Origin of the sequence: Phenylobacterium sp. (assembly GCF_030693625.1) — a bacterium.
Taxonomy (GTDB): domain Bacteria; phylum Pseudomonadota; class Alphaproteobacteria; order Caulobacterales; family Caulobacteraceae; genus Phenylobacterium; species Phenylobacterium ferrooxidans.
In genome coordinates this window covers 40203-61925 of record NZ_JAUYAF010000051.1, presented here as the reverse complement: position 1 = coordinate 61925, position 21723 = coordinate 40203, and the positions used below count along the sequence as shown (strand labels likewise).

Annotated in this window: 23 protein-coding genes; 10 read left to right on the top strand and 13 right to left on the bottom strand. The window is 68.7% G+C overall.

Annotated elements, in window-relative coordinates; translation table 11 throughout:
• Positions 1-58 precede the first annotated feature (58 nt).
• On the top strand, positions 59-628 hold the full coding sequence (locus Q8N10_RS10730; protein ID WP_304775283.1) for a histidine phosphatase family protein: 570 nt from the start codon (positions 59-61) through the stop codon (positions 626-628).
• A 105-nt stretch (positions 629-733) separates the two neighbouring features.
• Here Q8N10_RS10730 and Q8N10_RS10725 read toward each other — a convergent pair whose 3' ends face one another.
• From Q8N10_RS10725 to fsa, 3 genes are read right to left on the bottom strand one after another with little or no spacing between them, the layout of a single operon-like run.
• Positions 734-1663 carry a tyrosine recombinase XerC gene (locus tag Q8N10_RS10725; RefSeq protein ID WP_304775280.1) on the bottom strand — a complete coding sequence of 310 codons (930 nt, stop codon included), beginning with the start codon at positions 1661-1663 and terminating at the stop codon, positions 734-736.
• Positions 1648-2325, bottom strand: a complete 678-nt coding sequence (locus Q8N10_RS10720; RefSeq protein WP_304775278.1) for a DUF484 family protein — start codon at positions 2323-2325, stop codon at positions 1648-1650. The genes Q8N10_RS10725 and Q8N10_RS10720 overlap by 16 nt, the downstream gene beginning before the upstream one ends.
• A gap of 18 nt (positions 2326-2343) precedes the next feature.
• The gene (gene fsa, locus Q8N10_RS10715) at positions 2344-2997 is read right to left on the bottom strand and encodes a fructose-6-phosphate aldolase (protein ID WP_304775276.1); all 654 of its coding nucleotides are present in this window, start codon (positions 2995-2997) and stop codon (positions 2344-2346) included.
• 467 nt (positions 2998-3464) lie between these two features.
• Between fsa and Q8N10_RS10710 the strand changes: the two genes are divergently transcribed.
• Positions 3465-5630: a primosomal protein N' gene (locus Q8N10_RS10710; protein ID WP_304775275.1), complete on the top strand. Its 2166-nt coding sequence runs from the start codon at positions 3465-3467 to the stop codon at positions 5628-5630.
• 56 nt (positions 5631-5686) lie between these two features.
• Here the strand turns inward: Q8N10_RS10710 and Q8N10_RS10705 are convergent, their stop codons facing one another.
• Positions 5687-7354, bottom strand: coding sequence for an MDR family MFS transporter (locus tag Q8N10_RS10705; protein WP_304775272.1), 1668 nt, complete (start codon positions 7352-7354; stop codon positions 5687-5689).
• 100 nt (positions 7355-7454) lie between these two features.
• Positions 7455-8279, bottom strand: a complete 825-nt coding sequence (locus Q8N10_RS10700) for a TerC family protein (protein WP_304775270.1) — start codon at positions 8277-8279, stop codon at positions 7455-7457.
• A 585-nt stretch (positions 8280-8864) separates the two neighbouring features.
• On the opposite strand from Q8N10_RS10700, the gene Q8N10_RS10695 reads away from it, so the two are divergent.
• The 3 genes from Q8N10_RS10695 (at position 8865) to Q8N10_RS10685 (ending at position 11812) form a co-directional block, all read left to right on the top strand.
• Positions 8865-9539 carry a CHAP domain-containing protein gene (locus tag Q8N10_RS10695; RefSeq protein WP_304775268.1) on the top strand — a complete coding sequence of 225 codons (675 nt, stop codon included), beginning with the start codon at positions 8865-8867 and terminating at the stop codon, positions 9537-9539.
• 4 nt (positions 9540-9543) lie between these two features.
• Complete coding sequence (locus Q8N10_RS10690) at positions 9544-10500, top strand: magnesium transporter CorA family protein (protein WP_304775265.1); 957 nt, start codon at positions 9544-9546, stop codon at positions 10498-10500.
• Positions 10501-10597: 97 nt separating this feature from the next.
• Complete coding sequence (locus tag Q8N10_RS10685; protein ID WP_304775262.1) at positions 10598-11812, top strand: pentapeptide repeat-containing protein; 1215 nt, start codon at positions 10598-10600, stop codon at positions 11810-11812.
• Between the two features lie 144 nt (positions 11813-11956).
• Here the strand turns inward: Q8N10_RS10685 and Q8N10_RS10680 are convergent, their stop codons facing one another.
• Together Q8N10_RS10680 and Q8N10_RS10675 are read right to left on the bottom strand one after the other, a co-directional pair.
• Positions 11957-12817: an enoyl-CoA hydratase-related protein gene (locus tag Q8N10_RS10680; protein WP_304775261.1), complete on the bottom strand. Its 861-nt coding sequence runs from the start codon at positions 12815-12817 to the stop codon at positions 11957-11959.
• Between the two features lie 269 nt (positions 12818-13086).
• Positions 13087-13725, bottom strand: coding sequence for a COQ9 family protein (locus tag Q8N10_RS10675; protein WP_304775258.1), 639 nt, complete (start codon positions 13723-13725; stop codon positions 13087-13089).
• A gap of 175 nt (positions 13726-13900) precedes the next feature.
• Between Q8N10_RS10675 and rpsU the strand changes: the two genes are divergently transcribed.
• A complete protein-coding gene (gene rpsU, locus Q8N10_RS10670) occupies positions 13901-14140 on the top strand; it encodes a 30S ribosomal protein S21 (protein WP_215342650.1) in 240 nt (79 codons plus the stop codon).
• A 190-nt stretch (positions 14141-14330) separates the two neighbouring features.
• A complete protein-coding gene (gene ftsH / locus Q8N10_RS10665) occupies positions 14331-16214 on the top strand; it encodes an ATP-dependent zinc metalloprotease FtsH (protein WP_304775257.1) in 1884 nt (627 codons plus the stop codon).
• A 109-nt stretch (positions 16215-16323) separates the two neighbouring features.
• On the opposite strand, the gene Q8N10_RS10660 is transcribed toward ftsH, so the two are convergent.
• The gene (locus Q8N10_RS10660) at positions 16324-16521 is read right to left on the bottom strand and encodes a hypothetical protein (RefSeq protein WP_304775255.1); all 198 of its coding nucleotides are present in this window, start codon (positions 16519-16521) and stop codon (positions 16324-16326) included.
• Positions 16522-16794: 273 nt separating this feature from the next.
• Between Q8N10_RS10660 and folP the strand changes: the two genes are divergently transcribed.
• Complete coding sequence (folP, locus tag Q8N10_RS10655) at positions 16795-17586, top strand: dihydropteroate synthase (RefSeq protein ID WP_304775451.1); 792 nt, start codon at positions 16795-16797, stop codon at positions 17584-17586.
• Here the strand turns inward: folP and Q8N10_RS10650 are convergent.
• Entirely contained in the window at positions 17583-18335 is a 753-nt protein-coding gene (locus Q8N10_RS10650) for an SDR family oxidoreductase (protein WP_304775252.1), read from the bottom strand. The two genes, folP and Q8N10_RS10650, sit on opposite strands and share 4 nt — an antisense overlap.
• 71 nt (positions 18336-18406) lie before the next feature.
• On the opposite strand from Q8N10_RS10650, the gene thiD reads away from it, so the two are divergent.
• Together thiD and Q8N10_RS10640 are read left to right on the top strand one after the other, a co-directional pair.
• Positions 18407-19210: a bifunctional hydroxymethylpyrimidine kinase/phosphomethylpyrimidine kinase gene (gene thiD / locus Q8N10_RS10645; RefSeq protein WP_304775250.1), complete on the top strand. Its 804-nt coding sequence runs from the start codon at positions 18407-18409 to the stop codon at positions 19208-19210.
• On the top strand, positions 19207-19776 hold the full coding sequence (locus tag Q8N10_RS10640; RefSeq protein WP_370690172.1) for a nucleotidyltransferase family protein: 570 nt from the start codon (positions 19207-19209) through the stop codon (positions 19774-19776). Before thiD ends, Q8N10_RS10640 begins: the two co-directional genes overlap by 4 nt.
• Positions 19777-19826: 50 nt before the next feature.
• Here Q8N10_RS10640 and Q8N10_RS10635 read toward each other — a convergent pair whose 3' ends face one another.
• From Q8N10_RS10635 to Q8N10_RS10620, 4 genes are all read right to left on the bottom strand, one after another.
• On the bottom strand, positions 19827-20096 hold the full coding sequence (locus Q8N10_RS10635; RefSeq protein ID WP_304775248.1) for a hypothetical protein: 270 nt from the start codon (positions 20094-20096) through the stop codon (positions 19827-19829).
• Entirely contained in the window at positions 20053-20655 is a 603-nt protein-coding gene (locus Q8N10_RS21035) for a hypothetical protein (RefSeq protein ID WP_370690171.1), read from the bottom strand. The genes Q8N10_RS10635 and Q8N10_RS21035 overlap by 44 nt, the downstream gene beginning before the upstream one ends.
• A gap of 87 nt (positions 20656-20742) precedes the next feature.
• Positions 20743-21096, bottom strand: a complete 354-nt coding sequence (locus Q8N10_RS10625) for a hypothetical protein (RefSeq protein ID WP_304775246.1) — start codon at positions 21094-21096, stop codon at positions 20743-20745.
• Positions 21097-21283: 187 nt separating this feature from the next.
• Positions 21284-21694, bottom strand: coding sequence for a hypothetical protein (locus tag Q8N10_RS10620; protein WP_304775244.1), 411 nt, complete (start codon positions 21692-21694; stop codon positions 21284-21286).
• Positions 21695-21723: the final 29 nt, after the last annotated feature.

Here is a 21723-nt window from a genome sequence, read left to right as displayed (position 1 = left end):
CTTGCGGCGCGCCTGAAAACCCGGTCCCCTGGGTGCAAAGCGTTGGGGAAGGAAACCGATGGAACTCGTGCTGATCCGCCATGGCCTGCCGGTGCGCAGCCACGAGAGCGCCGATCCGCCCCTGCACGACGAGGGTCACGACCAGTCCCGCAGGGTCGCCGAGTGGCTGGCCGGCGAGACCTTCGACGCGGTCTATTCCAGCCCCATGCTGCGCGCCATCGAGACCGCCGGTCCCCTGCTGGCCCACAGCGGCCACGACCTTCGCCACCATGACGGCATCGCCGAGTTCGACCGTGACTCAGGCGCCTATGTCCCCATGGAGGAGCTGAAGCGCGAGGACTACGCCGCCTGGAAGGCCATGGCCGACGGCGACCACGGCGTCGACATCGGCGTCTTCCAGCAGGCGGTCGTCGAGGCCCTGGAGGAGATCATCGAGAGCCATCCCGGCCAGCGGGTGGCGGTCTTCTGCCACGGCGGAGTGATCAATGTCTGGACCGCCCACGTGCTGGGCATGGCCCCGCGCCTGTTCTTCGAGCCCCGCTACACCAGCATCCACCGCTACATGTGCGCCCGCAGCGGCCAGAGGGCGATCCTCAGCCTGAATGAGACAGCGCACCTGCGGGGCTAACCAATCCCGTCATCCCGGACGCCGATAGGCGATCCGGGACCCAGGGGCCCAGCACACCGCCCCTGGGTCCCGGGTCTTCGCTGCGCTCGCCCGGGATGACGTGGGTTACGCGTGCGGGTGGGCCGAGTTGTACGCGCTCAACAAAGCCGCCGCGTCCACGTCGGTATAGCGCTGGGTCGTGGACAGGGAGGCGTGTCCCAGCAGTTCCTGGATGGAGCGCAGATCCGCGCCGGCCCCCAGCAGGTGGGTGGCGAAGGAGTGGCGCAGGGCATGCGGCGTGGCGCTGGCGGGCAGGCCCAGGCGCCCCCGCAACAGCTGCACCGTGGCCTGGACATGGCGCGGGCTGAGCGCCCCGCCTCGCTTGGCGCGGAACAGGGGCTCGCCCGGCGACAGCACGAAGGGAACTGTCGCCAGATAGGCGTCCACCGCCTCGCGCACGGCCGGCAGCACCGGCACGATCCGGGTCTTCGACCCCTTGCCGACGATCCGTAGCGACTCCCCCAGGGGCGCGTCCGAACGCTTCAGCGACAGCCCCTCGGAAATCCGCAGGCCGCAGCCATAGAGCAGGGTCAGCACCGCCTCGTCGCGGGCGACCTCCCAGTCTTCTCGGTCGGGATCCATCGCGGGCTCGGCGATCATGCCCCGCGCCTGGTCCTCGGTGACCGGACGTGGCGCCGACGGCTTCACCCGGGGCCCCCGCACCAGGGCCAGGTGGGGGTTGGGGGTGTCGTGGCGGCGGTCGAGATAGCGGTGAAAGGTGCGGATCGCTGACAGGGACTGGGACAGCGACCGGGGCGACAGGGGATGGTCGCCGGACCGCAGGTGCGCCAGCCAGGCGCGGATCTCGCCGGCGGTCAGCTCACCGCAGGCCTTCAGCGTCAGGGTCTCGCCCCGATGCCCTTCCTGGAAGGTGATGTAGCGGCCGGCGGCGAAGCCATAGGCCTCAACGGTGCGTGGCGAGGCGCGGCGTTCCTGGGCCAGGTGGACCAGCCACTCCGCCAGCACCTGCCGGGCGGTGGTCACAGGACCGGCCATCGCTCCGCCGTGCGTTCGACGACCCGGGCCAGGAAGGCCACCAGCTCGGCGCCCATGTCCTCGGTGAAGCCGTGCTCATCAGCCGAGCCGAAGGCCAGCAGGCCGGTGCGGGCCGGCTCCCAGATCGCCATGCGCACCATGGCCATGGACCTGATCTGCGGCGCCCGCTCGCCGAACAGGCCAAGCGCGGTCGGTTGGAAGCCCATCAGGGCCACGCGCTGGTGGCCGATGACGAGATCGATCTGACCCTCCGCCATCACCCGCCAGCCGGCCGGGGTGCGGTCAGGCCCCTCCAGGGCGACGACGCCGGCGGCCAGGCCGAAGCGCAGCTGGGCCAGCTCGTCGACCCGGCGGGCCAGGTCGGCATGGTTGCGGGAGTCCAGCAGGTCGACCACCGCGCCATGGGTCTGGGCCTGGGCTGCGAAATTGGCGCGCGCCGTGGCTTCCAGGTGCTTGCGGGCCTTGGATTCCTTCTTGTGGGCCTCGTGCACGCGGGCGAGCGCCGCGGGACCGAACTCCACCACATTGGCGGCGTCGGGGCGCAGGCCCAGCTGCGCCATCAGGGCGGTGTCGGACAGCAGGAATTCGCGATTGTCGGCGAGGAAGCGGCGCACCTCATCGGGGCCTAGCGTCTGATCCTTCAGCCCGACCCCGAGATCCATGCATCCGCCCCTGTGGTTCTAAAGAATGGACTGACCCGTTTTGGCCCAGTCGCTCATGAACTGTTCAAGACCCTTCTCGGTTAACGGGTGCTTGAAGAGGTCCAAGAAAACCCCGGGTGGAATCGTCGCGCAGTCGGCGCCGGACAGGGCGGCGGCGGTCACGTGGGCGGGGTTGCGGATCGAGGCGGCCAGGATCTCGGTGTCGAAATCATAGTTGTCGTAGATGGCGCGGATCTCGCGGATCAGGTCCATCCCGTCCATGCCATAGTCGTCCAGCCGGCCGATGAAGGGCGAGATGTAGGTGGCGCCGGCCTTGGCGGCCAGCATGGCCTGGGCCGCCGTGAAGCACAGGGTGACGTTGGTGGCGATGCCCTGCACGGCGAACTCGGCCGTGGCGATCAGGCCCTCGCGGGTCAGGGGCAGCTTGACCACCACATTGGTGGCGATGGCGGCCAGCTTGGCGCCCTCCTTCAGCATGCCTTCCACGTCGGTGGCGGCCACCTCGGCGCTCACGGGCCCCTCGACGAGATCGCAAATCTCGGCGATGACCTCCAGCATGGGCCGGCCGGACTTGGCGATGAGGGTGGGGTTGGTGGTGACGCCGTCCACCAGGCCCGTGGCGGCCAGGTCCTTCAGGACGGCGGTGTCCGTGGTGTCGAGAAAGAGCTGCATGACGGGCCTCTGCGCGGAAATGAACGGGGCTTCCTTAGCCTTTGCGCCCCGGCGCGGCCAGCCTCTGTGCGGGGCGTGATGCGCCACGAGCAGGCCCTTCCCAGTCCTTCTCTCCTTGCGGGAGAAGGTGGCCCTGCGGAGCAGGGTCGGATGAGGGGTCGCGCCAGGCTCACGTCATATCCGCTCATCCCGGCGAAGGCCGGGACCCAGATTCATCCTGAGCGGTCGAAGGCGATCCGGAACGACGCTGGGGCTTCCCATGAGAACGAAGTGGGTTTCACCTGGGTCCCGGCCTTCGCCGGGATGAGCGGCGGTTTGCCGATCGCGGAGCGTGACCCCTCATCCGACCGGTCTCCGACCGGCCACCGTCGAGAGCGAGCCGGGCCACTTGGGTCCGGCTATGCGTTTCGCCAACGATTTGGCGAAGCGCCGCTCTCGACCCCGCAAGGGGAGAAGGGCCCCACATCATGACCCGCCGCATCGCGTCTGTTCTGCTGCCCATGCCCCTGCCCGAGGCCTTCGACTATGAGGAACCCGAGGGCATGGACCTGCAGGTGGGCGACCAGGTGGCCGCGCCCCTGGGCCCCCGCCTGCTGCGGGGCGTGGTCACCGCCCTGCGCGACGGGACCGGCGGCAATCGCCCCCTGAAGGTCATCGAGGGCAAGCTGGACGATCCGCCCCTGCCGCAACGGGCCATCGACTTCATCCAGTGGGCCGCGCGCTATTCGGTGGATTCACCGGGCTCACCCCTGGCCATCACCCTGCGCGGCGCCCGGGCTCAAAAGGCCCGCCCCGAAAAGCTCGTCGAGGCCACGGGCGTGCAGCCCGCCCGCCCCACCGCTGCTCGCACAAAGGTCCTGGAGACGGCTGCGACCCAGCGCCTCTCCCCGCCCGACCTCGCCCGCGCCGCCGGGGTCTCCTCGGGCGTCATCAAGGGCCTGGTGGATGAGGGCGTGCTGGCTGTGCGCCTGGTGGAGGCGCCCGTGGCCTTCGCGCCCCCCGACCTGTCGCGGGCCGGCCACCCGCTCAATCCCAGCCAGGATGCCGCCGCCAAGGCCCTGATCTCCATGCTGGGGGAGGGCGGCTTCAACGTCGCCCTGCTGGACGGGGTCACCGGCTCGGGCAAGACCGAGGTCTATCTGGAGGCCGTCGCCGCCGCCCTGGCCGCCGACCCGGACGCCCAGGTGCTGATCCTGTTGCCGGAGATCGCGCTCACCCAGGCGGTCATCGCCCGGGTCGCCGCCCGCTTCGGCGCCGCGCCGGCCGAATGGCACTCCGACATCACCCCGCCCGCCCGGCGTCGGGTCTGGGAAGCCGTGGCCACCAGCCAGTGCCGCATCGTCATCGGCGCCCGCTCGGCCCTGTTCCTGCCCTTCGCCAAGCTGGCCCTCATCGTCGTCGATGAAGAGCATGACGCCTCCTACAAGCAGGAGGAGGGCTTCATCTACCAGGCCCGCGACCTGGCCGTGGCGCGCGGCAAGATCGAGGACGCCGCCGTCGTCCTGGCCTCGGCCACGCCCTCCCTGGAATCCCTGCGCAACGCCGAGACCGGCCGCTACCGATGGCTGCGCCTGACCTCCCGCCACGGGGTCGCGGTCCTGCCCGATATCACCCTGGTGGACATGCGCGAGACCCCGCCCGACGCCGGCCGCTGGCTGTCGCCGCCCCTGGTCAAGGCCATGGGCGAGACCTGGGCGCGGGGCGAACAGACGCTTTTGTTCCTCAACCGCCGGGGCTACGCGCCACTGGTGCTCTGCAAGGCCTGCGGCGAGCGGATGACCTCGCCCGACACCGACAGCTGGCTGGTGGAGCACCGCTACTCCGGGCGCCTGGTCTGCCACCTCACCGGCTTCTCCATGCCCAAGCCCCTGGCCTGCCCCCACTGCGGCGCCAAGGACAGCCTGACCTCCATCGGCCCCGGCGTGGAGCGGGTGGAGGAGGAGGCGCGCGGCCTGTTCCCCGACGCCCGCATCGCCATCTTCTCCTCTGATACGGTCTGGGACGCCCGCGAAGCCAAGCGCCTGATCCAGGCCATGGAGGAGGGGCAGATCGACATTCTCGTCGCCACCCAGGCCGCCGCCAAGGGCCACAACTTCCCGGGCCTGACCCTGGTGGGGGTGGTGGACGCCGACCTCGGCCTGCGCGGCGGGGATCTGCGCGCCGCCGAGCGCACCTACCAGCTGCTGGCCCAGGCCACCGGCCGCGCCGGACGCAAGGACCGTCCCGGCCGCGCCATGCTGCAGACCTACGCGCCGGAGCACCCGGTCATGCAGGCCCTGAAGGCCCAGGACCGCGACGCCTTCACCACAGCCGAACTGGAGGAACGCGAGATCGCCGGCCTGCCGCCCTACGGCCGGCTAGCCGCCCTGATCGTCTCCGGTCCCGACCCTGTCCAGCTGGAAGCCTTCGTGGAAAAGATGGCCCAGACAGCGCCCAACGCCGAAGGCGTCGCCGTCTACGGCCCCGCCGACGCCCCCCTCGGCCTGATCCGCGGCCGCCGCCGCAAGCGCTTCCTCATCCGCGCCGACCGCACGGTGGATCTCTCCGCCTACCTCGCCGCCTGGCGCGCGCGGTTCCGGCCCCCCGGCATGATCCGCGTGGCCATCGACGTGGACCCGTACAGTTTTCTGTAGCCCCCAAAACCCGCTCATCCCGGCCTTCGCCGGGACGAGCGGAGAGGGTGCGGCCCTCAAACCTCCCCCGCCTCCTCCGCCACATCCCCGCCAGGCTCCGCCGCCTTGGCCGCCGCCATGGGGCGCTCCCTCAGGGTCGCCACCGGGATGAACAGCATCAGGATGAAGCCGGCGATCAGCGAGCACAGGGCGAAGATCATCCCGTGGACGATGGCCACCGAGAAGCTGGTGCGGATGGTCCGCTCCATCGCCACCTGCTTGGGATCGGCGGCGCGGGCGGCGGCCTGCTCAGGGTGCAGGTTGCGCTCCATGGCCATGGCCTGCAGGTCCGACAGGTCCAGGGTGCGCACCACGGCGCCAGGCTCGGCCGGCGTGCGCTTGGCCAGTTCGCTGGCCAGGCCCGAGGTCAGCAGGGCGCCGAACAGGGCCACCCCCATGGTGGAGCCGATCTGACGCACGAACTGGCCTGAGCTGGTGGCCACCCCGATCTGGTGGAAGGGCACGGCGTTCTGCACCGCCAGGCCAAACAGGCTCTGGCCGGGACCCAGGCCGATGCCGACGATCAGCAGTCGCCAGGCCAGGTCCAGGGTCGTGGTGTCGGGCCCGATGAAGCACATCAGGAAGACGCCGAAGATCAGCACCACCCCGCCGCCGATCATGAAGGGCTTGTACTGGCCAGTCTTGGTGACCAGCTGGCCATTGATGGTCGAGCTGGAGATCATGCCCCCCATCAGGGCCAGCATGGTCAGGCCGCTGGTGGTGGCCGGGATGCCCTGGCCCACCTGCATGTAGAGCGGCAGGAAGCTGGTGACCCCCATGAAGGCCATGGAATAGACGAAGGCCGCGCCGTTGGCGGTGGTGAAGGTGGTGTTCTTGAACAGCTCCAGCGGGATGATCGGGTCGCGCACCCGCTTCTCTACGAACACAAAGCCGGTCAGCACCGCCATGGCGAAGCCCAGCATGCCGAGGATCAGCGGCGAGGCCCAGGCGTATTCCCGCCCGCCCCAGGTGATGGCCAGCAGCAGGGGCACGAAGCCCGCGATGATCAGGCCCGCCCCGGCCCAGTCGATGCGCCCCACGCCGCGGATCGGCAGGGTCGGCATCTTGATGAGGATCATCGCCACGGCGGCCAGGGCGAAGGGGATGTTGCAGTAGAAGACCCAGCGCCAGCCGGCGATGACGTGGCCAAACAGGGTCACCGTGCCGTGGTCGGTGAAGAAGCCGCCGACCACCGGGCCGAACACGCTGGCGATCCCGAACACCGACCCGAACAGGCCGGAGAACTTCGCCCGCTCGCGGGGGGCGAACAGGTCGGCGATGATGGCGAAGGCGGTGGTGAACAGCGCCCCGCCCCCCACGCCCTGGACGGCGCGGAAGATGATCAGCTGGGTCATGCCGCCGCCCAGCAGGGGCAGGTCGCCGAACTCGCCGGCCAGGCCCGCCAGCCAGGACCCGGCCAGGAAGATGCCGATGCCGATCAGCAGGATCGGCTTGCGGCCATAGAGGTCCCCCAGCTTGCCCCAGATCGGCACCATGACCGTGGAGGCCAGAAGATAGGCGGTGGTGGCCCAGGCATAGAGGTGCAGGCCCGAGAGCTCGGCGATGATGCGGGGCATGGCCGTGCCGACGATCGTCTGGCTCATGGCCGACAGCAGGAACACGATCATGACCGAGATGAGCGTCAGCCGGCGCTCGTCGTGGCTATAGACGTGAGGTTCGTTCAAGGCCGTTTCCCGGCGGCGAAAGGGCCGCCCCTAATGATCTATTTTTATTATCGCAACGTCCGGGGGCGGACGGAAATGCGGCCGCCCCCTTGTCTGGACCTTACGGAACGCTCTGGGAATTATCCATCGCAGCCTGGGCCTTGCGCTGCTGGGCGCGGCGCGAGGCCATGTTCAGCGCCTCCACCAGGCCCGAGAAGGCCATGGCCGCGTAGATGTAGCCCTTGGGCACGTGCACCCCGAAGCCGTCGGCGATCAGGGTCGCGCCGATCATCAGCAGGAAGCCCAGGGCCAGCATCACGACGGTGGGGTTGTCGTTGATGAACTTGGCCAGGGGCTCGGCGGCCACCAGCATCACCACCACGGCGACCACGACGGCGATCACCATGATCGGCAGGTGATCGGTCATGCCCACCGCCGTCAGGATCGAGTCGATGGAGAAGACCATGTCCAGCAGCAGGATCTGAACGATCGCGGCGCTGAAGTTCATGGTCACGCCCGCCGCCATCACGCCGTCCTTGTCGAGGAGGTTGGGGCTGGGGGTCGGGTCCATGGTGTGGTGGACCTCGGTCGTGGCCTTCCAGACCAGGAACAGGCCGCCGGCGATCAGGATCAGGTCGCGCCAGGAGAAGGCCAGCTCGAACATGGCCTTGCCATCTTCGCCGATCGGTCCCGTCCAGGGCAGTTCGAAGACCGTGGCGGTGAGGCCGACGATGAAGGCGATCGTGGATAGCAGCGCCAGCCGCATGATCAGGGCCAGGGCGATGCCAAGTCGGCGGGCCTTGGCCTGTTGTTCCAGCGGCAGCTTGTTCGACAGGATGGAGATGAAGACCAGGTTGTCGATGCCGAGAACCACCTCCATGACGACGAGGGTGATCAGGGCGGCCCAGGCGGCCGGATCGGCGGCCAGGGTCATAAGGCTATCCATGGGGGTCCTCGAAAGATGAACGTTCCCCAACTTCTAGCCTATCCGTCGGCCCCGACTACTGCGAATGGTTCTCAAAATCGCGCGGGAAGTCTGAGTCGCCCCCAGCGGTATGCCCACGGCGCCGCTTTTCCGGGCGCCGGACGGCCCGGGCGAAGGCGAAATGCCGGCCAATGCCCGAAATGTGACCCGTCACGAGGCGCCGCGTCTCTTCTTGGCACGGCGCGCCGCAACCGGCGTCGAGGTCTTGGGAGACGGTGCGTTCGTCTGTTTCGGATTGTTTCACCCGCCGGGGTCGAAAGCAGTGGCCGGAAAAATTACAGTATCTAAGAATGTAGCCGGTAGGCGATGACAGCTTAATAACGGAGCGCAAGGCCAAAAATCGGGATTAGTTTCCCTAACTTTAACCTTTTGACTTCCCCGTTGCCTGTACAATCTTGGCCTTGAGGCGTGTGACAGCCCAGTGAAGCTGTGGAATTCCCTGTGGGAGACTCGGCGACCTTCCGCCGCACACGTGGAAAAGCTCTTTGCTTTCGCGCCGCGGATGAGTATCCCTAATCGCAGTTCGCGTGGGGAGTTCCTCTTAACATGCTGAAACGGACCAGAACCGTCCTGGGTTCCCTGGCCGCCATAGCGGTTTTGACACTCGCGCCTGTTGGCGCGGTGGCTGACACCTACTGGCAGTGCGTGCCCTTCGCCCGCCTGATCTCCGGCGTCCAGATCTTTGGCGACGCCTGGACCTGGTGGAAGCAGGCCGCCGGCAAGTACGAGACGGGCTTCTCTCCCAAGGCCGGCGCGGTCCTCTGCTTCAAGCCCAACGGCAAGATGCAACTTGGCCACGTGGCCGTGGTCAGCCAGGTGCTCACCGACCGGGTCATCCAGATCACCCACGCCAACTGGTCGCGCATCGGCGGGACCCGGGGTCAGGTCGAGAAGGACGTCACCGTGATCGACGTCTCGCCGGCCGGCGACTGGTCTCAGGTCAAGGTCTGGTACGATCCCATCCGTGACCTCGGCTCGACCACCTACCCCACCCACGGCTTCATCTATCAGGACACCCACGCCCAGCGCGTGGCCAATTCCGGTCTGAACGCCGCCGGCAACACCGCCGTCGCCATGGCCCAGGGCGCCGCCACCCAGATGGCCCAGGCCGTCCGTCCCGGCGCCGGTCCCTTCTCGATGCTCAGCCAGGCGGCCGACTCCACCGACAAGATCGCCGCCCTGATCATGGCCGCGACCCAAGGCTCGTCCGAAGCCAAATAGGCTGATGCTGAACCTGATCCGCCGCGGCGCTTCGGCCTCCACGTCCGAAACGCCCGGCGAGGACTGGGTCCTGCCCGCCGACACCATCTGGATCGACCTGCTCAACCCCACGCGTGAGGAGGAGCTGGCGGTCGAGCGCGTGCTTGGCGTCGACCTCCCCACCCGGGAGGAGATGGCTCAGATCGAGCCCTCGTCGCGGCTCTACCAGGAAGACAAGGCCACCTTCCTCACCGCCACCCTGCTGGCCCGCAGCCAGGACGACCACCCGACCTCGGCGCCCGCGACCTTCGTGCTCGCCCGCGGCGTCCTGGTGACCATCCGCTATGAGGACTTCAAGGCCTTCACGGTGTTCACGGTGCGCGCCGCCGAAAGCCCCGACCTCACCAACGGGGCGGAGGTGATGCTGGAGCTGTTGGACGCCATCGTCGAGCGTCTGGCCTACGTGCTCGAGGCCGGCTCCGCGGCGGTGCAGGAAAGCTCCCATGCCATCTTCGACCGTCCCCACGGCGGCGCCTTCGAGCCCTTGTTGACGGGCCTGGCCCGCACCCAGTCTGTGGTGGCCATGGCCCGCACCAGCCTGGTCAGCCTGGGGCGTCTGGCCAGCTTCGCCGGTCTCGCCCCGGAAATCGCCGCCGCCTCGGCCAGCCGGGCCCATCTCACCTCGGTGCAGCACGACATCGGCTCGCTCACCGAGCATGCGGGGTCCCTGGCCTCCCAGATCGCCTTCCTGCTGGATGCGGCGCTCGGCCTGATCAACATCGAGCAGAACGGCATCATCAAGTTCTTCTCCGTGGTCTCCGTGGCCCTGATGCCGCCGACCCTGGTGGCCTCGATCTACGGCATGAACTTCCACCACATGCCCGAGCTGTCCTGGCGTTTCGGCTACCCGATGGCGCTGGTGCTGATGGTGATCGCCGGCGTCGGCCCCTTCCTGTGGTTCAAGAAAAAGCGCTGGCTTTGACGCAATCCCGCCGGGGCGCGCCCCTGTGGCGGATTGACGCAACGGTTCCTTAAACGCGAAGGGGGAAGATTGCGGAGTCAGGAATTTCCGCATCCCCATGCCGCCCGCCGTCCTCGTCCTCAGACCGCTCGACATCGATGGCCTGCGCCTGGCGCTGGACAAGCACCGGCGATTCCTCGAGGGCCGCAGCGGCGGCCGGCGCGCCAACCTCGCCTATGTCGACCTCACCAACCGCCAGCTCGACGGGATGGACCTGCGCGACGCCGACCTGACCGGGGCCCGGCTCAACGGCGCCTCCCTGGTGGGGACCAGGCTGGCGGGCGCGGTGCTGTTCGGGGCCGACCTGCGCGACACCGACCTGCGGCGGGCCGACCTCTCCAAGGCCGACCTGCGCGGCGCCTGCCTGCGCGGCGCCAATCTGGCCCACGCCGACCTCTCCGGCTGTGACCTGCGCGAGGGCCGCATCGCCCTGCAGGACAGGGCCGAGGGCTTCCGTATCCTGCAGCACGAGGAGCGGCCGGGCGAACTGAGCTTCGCGGTGCTGTCGGGCGCCAACCTGGCCGGGGCTCACCTGCACGGCCTCTCGGCCATGGCCGCCGACTTCACCGACGCCGACCTCTCGGGCGCCACGCTGGGCGGCGCCAAGCTGATCAAGGCGGTGATGGACGGCGCCAACCTCACCGGCGCCGACCTTGCGGGCGCCGATCTGTCGGGCGCCTCGCTCAAGCGGGCGATCATGGTCCGCTGCGACATCGGCTTCGCCAACATCGACAACGCCGACCTCACCGGGGTGCTGAGGGCGCCGGCCGCGGCGGTCTATATCGACGACAAGCCCCTGGACGCGGTCCTGGCCGCCCACGAGGCCTTCTGTGACTCCGCCGGCGCGAGCGGCAAGACCGTCCGCCTGCCCGACACCGACTTCCGCTCCGTGCCGGGAGGGCTGAAGGGGCGCAGGCTCAGCGGGCTCTCGGCTCCGAACTCGATCTTCTTCGGCATGGACCTGCAGGGGGTCCAGCTCCAGGGCGCCGACCTCTCGGGCTGCGACCTGCGCGGGGTCAACCTCAGCATGGCCGACCTGCGCGGCGCCCGGCTCACCGACGCCCTGCTGACGCGGGCCAATCTGCGCGGCGCCAAGCTGGGACCGCTCTCCATCGACGACGGCCGCATGGTGCGCACCGACCTGTCGCGCGCTATCCTGCGCGGCGCAGACTTCACCGGCGCCTCGGCCCCCCGCGCCCGCTTCCTGGAGGCCGACCTGGCCGGCGCCAAGCTCGAGGGCTGCAACCTGCGGGGCGCGGAGCTGGAGGCCTAGCTCTTCTCCTCTCCCCGTTCAGGGGGAGAGGGTAGGGTGAGGGGGCGCGCAGCAAGGCTGCGCGTCTCGGCCTACGAGCAACAACGGAACCTCAGAAAGAGCCCTCACCCTACCCTCTCCCGCAGGCGGGAGAGGAGGTGACAGTCACATCCCGTGCTTCAGCGGCTGCAGGTCCTGGAACACCGCGTCGCGCTTCTCGGCCTTGGCGGTGAAGGCCTCGCCCATGTGGGCGCCGGAGAACATGCCGGTCTGCCAGACGGGGATATAGTCCAGTCCGTCCTTGATGGTGTGGTCGCGGGCATAGTTGATCATCACCTTGGAGCCCGTCACCGCCAGGGGCGCCTTGGAGGCGATCTCGCGGGCCGTCACCAGGGCGTGGTCGACGCAGGCCCCGTGGGTCGGGAACACCTCGTTGACCCAGCCGATCTCCTTGGCCTTCTGGGCGGGCATGCGGCGGCCGGTATAGGCCATCTCCCGGACCCAGCCCTCGGGGATCAGCTTGCAGAGCCTGGGGAAGGTGCCGACATCGGCAGTCATGCCGATATTGATCTCCTGGATGCAGAAGAAGGCGTCCTCGGTGGCGTAGCGGATGTCGCAGGCGCTGGTCATGTCGACCGCCCCCCCGATGCAGCCGCCCTGGATGGCCACGATCACCGGGATACGCGCGTCGTCCAGGCAGCCGAAGCAGTCCTGCAGCCAGAGGATATGATGCCGCTGCTGCTCGGCGTTGATGTGGCGGTCGGCGACCTGGTTGGCCGAGGTGGAGCCCCCGCCGCCGAACACCGCCAGGTCCATGCCGGCCGAGAAGTGCTTGCCCGTGGAGCTGATGACGATGCAGCGGGCCCGCGCATTATGGTCGATGTCCTTCACGATCACCGGCAGCTCGTTCCAGAACTCCCGGCTCATGGAGTTCATGGCCTCCGGGCGCTTGAGCTGGATATGGGCGACCCCGTCCTCGATGGTGACGTTGAAGCAGGCGAACTGGGCGGTGGTGACATCGGTCATGGTGTTTCCTCTCGTTGGAGACATCATCGGCCCCTGACGCGGTGGAAGGCAAACATCCGCGCATCCCGGCGAAGGCCGGGACCCAAGATTCGTCTCCGGCTTTCGGTCAGAACCCGGTTTGTGTGGTTCGTGTGGTTCGTGGTTCCAATTCTTCGGACCTGCGAAGCCGCAGAGGTCCGTCAAGATTGCCCACGAACCACACGAACGGGTGGCCAGCGGCCGGCATGGGGGATGTATCTGGGTCCCGGCCTTCGCCGGGATGAGCGGTATTACCCGTACCGCATCTTCCCCAAGGCGGCGGCCACGTCGGCCAGCAGGTCCCCGCCCTTGCGGCCGGCCTTCCATTTCTCATAGGCCATGACGTTCTCGATGCGGCTGTCGACGAAGGCCATCGCCTGCGCCTTGCCGCCCGACAGCCGCATCGCTAGCCCCGAGATCAGGATGCCCGACAGGATCGCGCGCTTGGAATAGTGGTTCTCGTCGGTGGCGGTGTCGCCCGCCCAGCGCCACAGGCTGTCGGCGCTTTCCCACAGCAGCTTCAGCGCCAGCGGAATCCGGGTCGGCAGGGCCAGATAGCCCGCCCAGCGCCGGACGGCGCCCTCGTCGGCGGCCGCCGCATCCAGCCGCGCCTCGACGCCGGCCCGGATGCGCTCGCGCATCTTCAGCCCCTTGGGATCGGTCCCCGCCAGGCGCTCCAGCGCCTGCGCGTCATGCCGCCGCGACAGCAGGGCCGCCAGGTCGGCGGGCCCATGGGGAACCAACAGCTCGGTCTCGGCCACGGAGAGGCCGCAGGCCTTGCCCGCCGCCCGGACCATCGGCCAGGTCCACCCCTGCGCCGGGGCAAGCTTGAGAGCCTGATCCAGAATCTGTTGTTCGGTGGCCTCAGCCCAGTCGATTTCGTGCGCCATGCCTTACAATATAGCGCCCAAAGGCTCCTGTCCGCCGTGGACATCGCCCTCTGTGTCTGGTATTTCGCCGCCCTCATCCCGGAGGCTCGTGCCGCCGGGGGCAAGGCTATTGTCCGTTCGCCGCCGCCTGACCCCAGGACTGGCCGAGCGGGAACGGGTAACAGGAGAGATAACTCTGGTTCAGATTTTCGTCCGCGACAACAACGTCGATCAGGCTCTCAAGGCGCTGAAGAAGAAGATGCAGCGCGAGGGCTCGTTCCGCGAAATGAAGCGGCACGTGCATTACGAAAAGCCGAGCGAAAAGCGCGCCCGCCAAAAGGCCGAGGCCGTTCGCCGCGCCCGCAAGCTGGCCCGCAAGCGCGCCCAGCGTGAGGGCCTGATCCCGGCCCCGAAGAAGGCTCCCGGCGCTCGGTAGAGCCCTGACCCTTTTCCAAGCTTAAGTATTTGAAAGGCCGTGCGGATCCCCGCGCGGCCTTTTGCTTTTGCTGATTTTTCACGGCGCCGCTGCGATCTTCTGTCCTGTGGCGCCCTGCTTGCTGGTGAAACCGCGTCCGCACACCTATCTTGGGGTCTAGCGGACACTTTCCGGAACGGTCTGAACCAATATGAACCTGCGCAATCTCGCCATCTGGGGCGTCATCGTCGTCGTCCTGATCGGGCTCTACAGCATGATGACCGGCGGCGGCCAGGCGGCCGGCGCGGGCGGTCACATCACCTATAGCCAGCTGCTGGCCAAGGTGTCCTCGGGCGAGGTGAAGAAGGCCACGATCCGCGGCCCCAGCGTCGAGGTGACGGACGCGGCCGGCAAGTCCTTCGCCGCCATGACCCCCAACAACCAGGACGACCTGGTCAAGCGCCTGGAAAGCCAGGGCGCGGACATCGAGGTCAAGCAGATGGGGGGCGGCCTGGTGGGCCTGCTGGTCCAGAGCCTGCCGATCCTGCTGCTGGTGGGCGTCTGGATCTTCTTCATGCGCCAGATGCAGGGCGGGGCCCGCGGGGCCATGGGCTTTGGCAAGTCCAAGGCCAAGATGATGACCGAGAACAAGAACCGCATCACCTTCGATGATGTGGCCGGGGTCGACGAGGCCAAGGAAGAGCTCACCGAGATCGTCGAGTTCCTGAAGGACCCGCAGAAGTATCAGCGCCTGGGCGGCAAGATCCCCAAGGGCGCCCTGATGGTGGGCCCTCCCGGCACCGGCAAGACCCTGCTCGGCCGCGCCGTCGCCGGCGAGGCGGGGGTGCCCTTCTTCTATATTTCCGGTTCCGACTTCGTGGAGATGTTCGTCGGCGTCGGCGCCAGCCGCGTGCGCGACATGTTCGAGCAGGCCAAGAAGAACAGTCCCTGCATCATCTTCATCGACGAAATCGACGCCGTCGGCCGCCACCGGGGCGCGGGCCTCGGCGGCGGCAATGACGAGCGCGAGCAGACCCTCAACCAGCTGCTGGTGGAGATGGACGGCTTCGATCCGTCGGAAGCCATCATCGTCATCGCGTCCACCAACCGTCCCGACGTCCTGGACCCGGCCCTGCTGCGTCCGGGCCGCTTCGACCGCCAGGTGGTGGTCTCCAATCCCGACGTCGGCGGCCGCGAGCGTATCCTGCGCGTCCACATGAAGAACGTGCCGCTCGCCGCCGACGTCGATGTGAAGACCATCGCCCGCGGCACCCCGGGCTTCTCCGGCGCCGACCTGGCCAACCTGGTCAACGAAGCCGCCCTGATGGCCGCGCGCAAGAACCGCCGCATGGTCCTGCAGCGCGACTTCGAGGACGCCAAGGACAAGGTCATGATGGGCGCCGAGCGCAAATCCATGGCCATGACCGAGGAAGAAAAGCGCCTCACCGCCTATCACGAGGGCGGCCACGCCCTGCTGGCCCTCTCGGTGCCGGCCACCGATCCCGTCCACAAGGCCACCATCATCCCGCGTGGCCGGGCTCTGGGCATGGTCATGCAGCTGCCGGAACGCGATCAGCTGTCGATGTCCTATGAGCAGATGACCTCGCGCCTGGTCATCCTGATGGGCGGCCGCATGGCCGAGGAGATCATCTTCGGCAAGGACAAGATCACCTCGGGCGCCTCGTCGGATATCGACCAGGCCACCCGCCTGGCCCGCGCCATGGTCACCAAGTGGGGCTTCTCCGACAAGCTGGGCGTCGTCTCCTACGGCGAGAACCAGGACGAGGTCTTCCTCGGCCACTCGGTGTCGCGCACCCAGAGCGTCTCGGAAAAGACCGCCAACCTCATCGACGAGGAGGTCAAGACCCTGGTCCAGACCGCCTTCGACGAGGCCCGCCGGATTCTGACCGAAAAGCTGGACGACCTGCACACCCTGGCCAAGGCCCTGCTGGAGTACGAGACCCTCAGCGGCGACGAGATCATCAACATCCTCAAGGGCGTCTCCCCCAACCGCGACGACAGCGACTCAAGGCGCCCGGCCCTCCCGGTCGCCTCGGTCCCCCTCTCCCCCCGGACGGACCCCGAACCGGCCTGAGGCTGACCACCAGCACCAAAGCAAAGGGGAGCCTCACGGCTCCCCTTTGTCGTTCTTTCTCCCCCATACGCTTCGCTATAGGGGAGGAAGAGGCGGGCTCCCCCAGGCCTCACGCCTTCTCCAGCACCTTCACGGTTTCCTGCAGCACGCGTCGTCCCCAGGAACTCAGGTCCTCGCGGGAGAGTTTGGCGCGCGCGGCGTCCAGGGCGGCCTCGCCATGACGCCGCCGCAGCATGTGGGCCTCGTCCAGGGCCTCTTCCTGGGCGCGACGCCAGCGCCTGTATGCACGGACGGGATTGAGGATCATCTCAGCCTCGCTTGCTCGCCGCCTTCTAGCACATCGAACATGACGGAATGAGCAGGGCCCCCCAATCTGGGGGCGGAGTCGTGCGCCGACCTCCTCAGGCGCCCATTACAGATGCGTCGCCGCGAACCGAAGGATCAGACCGGCTGGTCCTGCGCGCCGTCCAGGACCTCGACTCCCCACGCAGGTCTGCTAGCTGCTCGGACCATGACCTCGCCACCCGGACGTTCCACCCCCCGGTCCACGCCCTCCAGGCCCGCGGCGCCCGTGCGCGTGATGGGGATCGTCAACGCCACCCCCGACAGCTTCTCCGACGGCGGCCTGTTCCTCGATCCTGACGCCGGCCTCGACCACGCCTTGGCGCTGGTGGCGGCCGGCGCCGACATCCTCGACATCGGCGGTGAGTCCTCCCGCCCGGGGGCGCAGCCGGTCGGCGAGGCCGACGAGATCGCCCGCGTCGTCCCGCTGATCTCCCGGGTCCGCGCCCGCACCAGCGTCCCCATCTCCATCGACACGGTGAAGCCCGCCGTGGCCCGCGCCGCCGTCCTCGCCGGCGCCTCGATCTGGAACGACATCACCGCGCTGTCGGCTCCCGGCGTGCCGGAGACCGCCGCCGAACTCGGTTGCGAGGTCATCCTCATGCACATGCAGGGCGAGCCTCGCACCATGCAGGCCGACCCCCGCTACGAGGACGTGGTCGCCGAGGTCTGCGAATTCCTGCTGGCCCGCGCGCGGGCGGCCATGACCGCGGGGGTGGCCCGCGACCGCATCTGGCTCGATCCCGGCATCGGCTTTGGCAAGACGCTCGAGCACAACCTCGCCCTGCTGGCGGCCCTCGACCAGATCACCGCCCTGGGCTTCCCCGTCCTGCTGGGCGCCAGCCGCAAGAGCTTCCTGGCCCGCCTCGACCCGGCCGCCCGCGATCCCGCCCACCGCCTCGGCGGCTCCCTGGCCGCGGCCCTGGCCGGCGCATCGGCCGGCGTCGCGGCGGTGCGGGTTCACGACGTCGCCGAGACCGTCCAGGCGCTGCGGGTGTGGGAGGCCTTCGCCGGGATGGGCGGGTATTAGCCCCGCCCGATGAAGGGCATCTTGGTGGCCATCACGGTCATGAACTGGACATTGGCCTCCAGGGGCAGGCCGGCCATGAACACCACGGCGTCGGCGACGGCCTTGACGTCCATCATCGGCTCGGGCGCGAGTGTCCCGTCGGCCTGGGGCACGCCCTTGGCCATGGCCGCGGTCATCTCGGTGGCGGCGTTGCCGATGTCGATCTGGGAACACACGATGTCGAAGGGCCGCCCATCCAGGGCGGTGGACTTGGTCAGGCCGGTGATGGCGTGCTTGGTGGCGGTGTAGGCCGCCGACCGGGGCCGGGGGCTGTGGGCCGAAATCGAGCCGTTGTTGATGATCCGCCCGCCCCTGGGGTCCTGGGCCTTCATCAGCCGGATGGCGCCTTGGGTGCAGAGGAAGGCGCCGGTCAGGTTGACGTCCACCACCCGCTTCCAGTGGGCGAGGCTGAGCTCCTCCATCGGCACGGGCGGCGCCCCGGTCCCGGCGTTGTTGAACAACAGGTCCAGCCGGCCAAAGCGGGTTTTCACCGCCTCGAACAGAGCCAGGACGGAGGCCTCGTCGCTCACATCGGTGGCGATCGTTGTGCACTTGTCGGCCAATGTTCGTCGGGCCGTCTCCTCCAGCTCACCAAGTCGGCGGCCGGCCAGGAAAACGTGAAACCCCGCCTCCACAAGGGCTAGCGCGCTGGCCCGGCCGATCCCGGACCCGGCTCCGGTGACGATGGCGGTCTTGATGTCGGTGCTCATGGGGGTGAGCCTAGCTGAAAACCCCCGAGTCTTCCCTCCACGGAGACCACCAAATCCGCTATTCCCCCAGGATGGCTGACTCCCGCGGACGCGTCCTGATCATCGCCGGCTCCGACTCCGGCGGCGGGGCCGGGATCCAGGCCGACATCAAGACCGTCACCGCGCTCGGCGGCTACGCCGCCACCGCCATCACCGCCATCACCGCCCAGAACACCCTCGGCGTCCACGGGGTGCATGCGATCCCCCCCGCCATGGTGGAGGCCCAGGCCCGCGCCGTCCTCGACGACCTCGGCGCCGACGCCGTCAAGACCGGCATGCTCGGCGACGTGGAGATGGTCGAGCGCGTCGCCGCGATCCTCGACACCGTAAGGGTTCCCGTCGTCGTGGACCCGGTCATGGTGGCCAAGGGCGGCTCCAACCTGCTCGCCCCCAATGCCGTCGACGCGGTGCGCGCCCTGATGATCCCGAGGGCCACCGTCCTGACCCCCAACGCTCCCGAAGCCGAGGCCCTCAGCGGCCTGCCGGTTCACACCACCGACGACCTGCGCCGGGCCGGCGAACGCCTGCTGACCCTGGGCGCCCAGGCGGTGCTGATGAAGGGCGGCCACGTCGAGGGCGACACCGTCATCGACGTCCTGATGACCCCTGACGGTGAGACCAGCTTCGAGGGCGAGCGCCTCGACACCCGCCACACCCACGGCACCGGCTGCACCCTGGCCTCGGCCGTGGCGGCCGGCCTGGCCCAGGGGCTGAGCCTCACCGAGGCCGTCGCCCGGGCCTGGGCCTATGTCCACGAGGCCATGCGCCAGGCCCCCGGATTCGGCGCCGGCCACGGCCCCCTCGACCACGCCTGGCCCTTGCGGGGCAAGGCGTGAAGCATCGCGATGAGCTGGAGGCCATCCTCCGCGCCGCCCCCAGCCTGATGGCTGTCATGGAGACGGCGGCGACCCTGGAGCTTCCCGACTGGCTGATCTTCTCCGGGGCCATCTACCAGCGGGTCCTGAACCACCTGACCGGCCGCGACCCCGACCACGGGATCAAGGACTACGACCTGGCCTACTTCGACCCCGACACCTCCTGGGACGCCGAGGACGCCGTCATCGCCCGGGTGGCCGCGGCCTTCCAGCCGCCGGTCCGCGAGATGGTGGAGGTCCGCAACCAGGCCCGCGTCCACCTCTGGTTCGAAGCCAAGTTCGGCGAATCCTACGCCCCTCTGTCCTCCAGCGCCCAGGCCCTGACCCGGTTCGCCAGCCCGCTGAACGCTGTGGCGGCAAGGCTCGAGGCGGACGGCGCCATGACCATCGTCGCCCCCTTCGGCCTGGGGGACCTGTTCTCGCTGACCTATCGCGAGAACCCCAATCGCCGGGTCTCAGGCTTCGCGCGCACCGCCGAGGCGGCCCGCAGCCGCTGGCCGGAACTGACCATCATTCCTCAGGCGTAGGTCTTGCGGATCTCCATCCAGCGGTCGACGCCGGTCAACGGGCCAAAGCCTTACTGGGCGTCCGCCGCATAGACCCCGATGGTCAGGCTGCCGGCCACCGCCTTCTCAAAGGTCTCGCGCGGGATGCCGGCGCCCCAGTAGCTTTCGACCGATACCCAGTGATAGGCGCGCGCCAGGTCGAAGGGGGGGCCACCCTCATGCGGCCAGCCTCGATCTTGGACATGTCCATCATCCAGTCGGGTGGCGGCGCGACCCGTGGCCGCGCCGCCCGCAGACCTAGCGACGGTGGCCGTACCCGCCCCCGTAGCGGTTGGAGTCATTGGCCTCGAGCCGGATGCGAGCCGAGAGGGTGTCGAAGCGGCGGTTCAGATCGGTCCGCTCCCAATTCGACAAGCCGTTGGCGCGATAGCGGTTTTCCAGACGGGCGATCGTCTTGAACTCGGCGCGCAGGCGCACGGCCTCGGCCCGTGAGATCCTGCCATTGCGGACGCCTTGGTCGATCCGGCGATCCAGGTTGGCCTGGCGCTGGTTGATGTTCTGCCAGCCATTACCGCCGTTGTGGTGCGGGCGCTCCTGGCGGTCGTTGCGCTCGAACCGGATGCGGTTGGAGAGGGCGTCAAAGCGCCGGTCCAGGTCGGTCCGTTCCCAGGTCGACAGGCCGTCACGACGGTAGGTGGCTTCCAGGTTCGAGACGGCGCGGAAGTCGCTGCGCAGGCCGACGGCCTCCTGGCGGGTCAGATCGCCGCTACGGACGCCGGCGTCGATGCGCGCGTCGAGACTGGCTTGGCGCTGGTTGATGGACGTCCAGCCTTGGGCCGACGCGGCGCCGGCCGACAGGGCCAGGACGGAGGCGGCGGCGAGAATGGTGAGGGTTTTCATCAGATAGTCTCCTTGGGTCGTTCTTCTCGTTCCACTCCTCGCAGACGACGAGTGGGGCGGGTCTTGGGGGAAGGGCGTTTGTGACGCTTAGCGGCGATAGCCGCCGGCATAGTGGCCGCCGCCGCGGTCGCGGTCGTTCATCTGGGCGGTGACCTGCGCGCCGACGCGGTCGAGGCGACGGTCGAGGTCCTGGCGTTCCCAGTTCTGCAGGCCGTTCACCCGATAACGGGCTTCGAGACGGGCGACCTGGCGGACCTGTGTGCGGAGCTGGGTGGCTTCGCGCTGGGTCAGCTTGTGGCCGCGGACGCCCTGGTTGATGCGGTGTTCGATCTGCGCCTGGTGCGCGTTGATGTTGTTGGCGCCGCGGGGCGCCGCAGCGGCGGGGAGGGCGGCGGCGGTGAGGGCGGAGACCGCGACCAAGGTCAGGAGAATCTTCTTCATGGGGTTGGTCCTTTGATCTGTCCGCCGCCCCGTGTGGCGACGTTGACCCTAGGAGACCACACGGCCCCTGACGCTGATCTGAGCGCTGCGTTATTCTCGGTTCATCAGGTTTCGCGACTGCAACAGCTTGCCGCGCAACGAGAAACGGCCCCACCGTGGAGGTGGGGCCGCTCGTTCGCGTCAGGGTCTAGCGGCGATAGCCGCCGTAGCCGGCTCCGTAGTCACGGTCGTTGCGCTCGTAGCGCAGCTGGACCCGAATGGAGTCGAAGCGGCGGTCGAGGTCGGCGCGTTCCCAGCGGGTCACGATGCCGTCGGCGCGGTACCGCCAGGAAAGACGCTCCGTCAGGCGGACTTGCTCGCGGAGGCGAAACGCCTCGCGTCGGCTGATCTGGTGGTTACGCTCGGCGCGGTCGATGCGGAACTTCAACATGTCGGCGCGATCACCGCCGCGACCACCGCCGCGATCATCCCAGTGCTGGCCACCCCGGTCATGCCGGTTATCGCCGCGATCATAGGCGCCGTACGACTGAGCCGCGGCGGGGGCGGCGGCGGCGGCCAGGGCGGAAGCGGCCGCGATCGAAATCAGAATCTTCTTCATCTTCCATCCTCCTTGGATGTCCTGCAGCG

Coding starts and splice junctions, on each gene's coding strand:
- Q8N10_RS10730 (WP_304775283.1), top strand. CDS start 59: ATGGAACTCGTGCTGATCCGCCATGGCCTGCCGGTGCGCAGCCACGAG.
- Q8N10_RS10725 (WP_304775280.1), bottom strand. CDS start 1,663: ATGGCCGGTCCTGTGACCACCGCCCGGCAGGTGCTGGCGGAGTGGCTG.
- Q8N10_RS10720 (WP_304775278.1), bottom strand. CDS start 2,325: ATGGATCTCGGGGTCGGGCTGAAGGATCAGACGCTAGGCCCCGATGAG.
- fsa (WP_304775276.1), bottom strand. CDS start 2,997: ATGCAGCTCTTTCTCGACACCACGGACACCGCCGTCCTGAAGGACCTG.
- Q8N10_RS10710 (WP_304775275.1), top strand. CDS start 3,465: ATGACCCGCCGCATCGCGTCTGTTCTGCTGCCCATGCCCCTGCCCGAG.
- Q8N10_RS10700 (WP_304775270.1), bottom strand. CDS start 8,279: ATGGATAGCCTTATGACCCTGGCCGCCGATCCGGCCGCCTGGGCCGCC.
- Q8N10_RS10695 (WP_304775268.1), top strand. CDS start 8,865: ATGCTGAAACGGACCAGAACCGTCCTGGGTTCCCTGGCCGCCATAGCG.
- Q8N10_RS10690 (WP_304775265.1), top strand. CDS start 9,544: ATGCTGAACCTGATCCGCCGCGGCGCTTCGGCCTCCACGTCCGAAACG.
- Q8N10_RS10685 (WP_304775262.1), top strand. CDS start 10,598: ATGCCGCCCGCCGTCCTCGTCCTCAGACCGCTCGACATCGATGGCCTG.
- Q8N10_RS10680 (WP_304775261.1), bottom strand. CDS start 12,817: ATGACCGATGTCACCACCGCCCAGTTCGCCTGCTTCAACGTCACCATC.
- Q8N10_RS10675 (WP_304775258.1), bottom strand. CDS start 13,725: ATGGCGCACGAAATCGACTGGGCTGAGGCCACCGAACAACAGATTCTG.
- ftsH (WP_304775257.1), top strand. CDS start 14,331: ATGAACCTGCGCAATCTCGCCATCTGGGGCGTCATCGTCGTCGTCCTG.
- Q8N10_RS10660 (WP_304775255.1), bottom strand. CDS start 16,521: ATGATCCTCAATCCCGTCCGTGCATACAGGCGCTGGCGTCGCGCCCAG.
- folP (WP_304775451.1), top strand. CDS start 16,795: ATGGGGATCGTCAACGCCACCCCCGACAGCTTCTCCGACGGCGGCCTG.
- Q8N10_RS10650 (WP_304775252.1), bottom strand. CDS start 18,335: ATGAGCACCGACATCAAGACCGCCATCGTCACCGGAGCCGGGTCCGGG.
- thiD (WP_304775250.1), top strand. CDS start 18,407: ATGGCTGACTCCCGCGGACGCGTCCTGATCATCGCCGGCTCCGACTCC.
- Q8N10_RS10635 (WP_304775248.1), bottom strand. CDS start 20,096: ATGACTCCAACCGCTACGGGGGCGGGTACGGCCACCGTCGCTAGGTCT.
- Q8N10_RS21035 (WP_370690171.1), bottom strand. CDS start 20,655: ATGAAAACCCTCACCATTCTCGCCGCCGCCTCCGTCCTGGCCCTGTCG.
- Q8N10_RS10625 (WP_304775246.1), bottom strand. CDS start 21,096: ATGAAGAAGATTCTCCTGACCTTGGTCGCGGTCTCCGCCCTCACCGCC.
- Q8N10_RS10620 (WP_304775244.1), bottom strand. CDS start 21,694: ATGAAGAAGATTCTGATTTCGATCGCGGCCGCTTCCGCCCTGGCCGCC.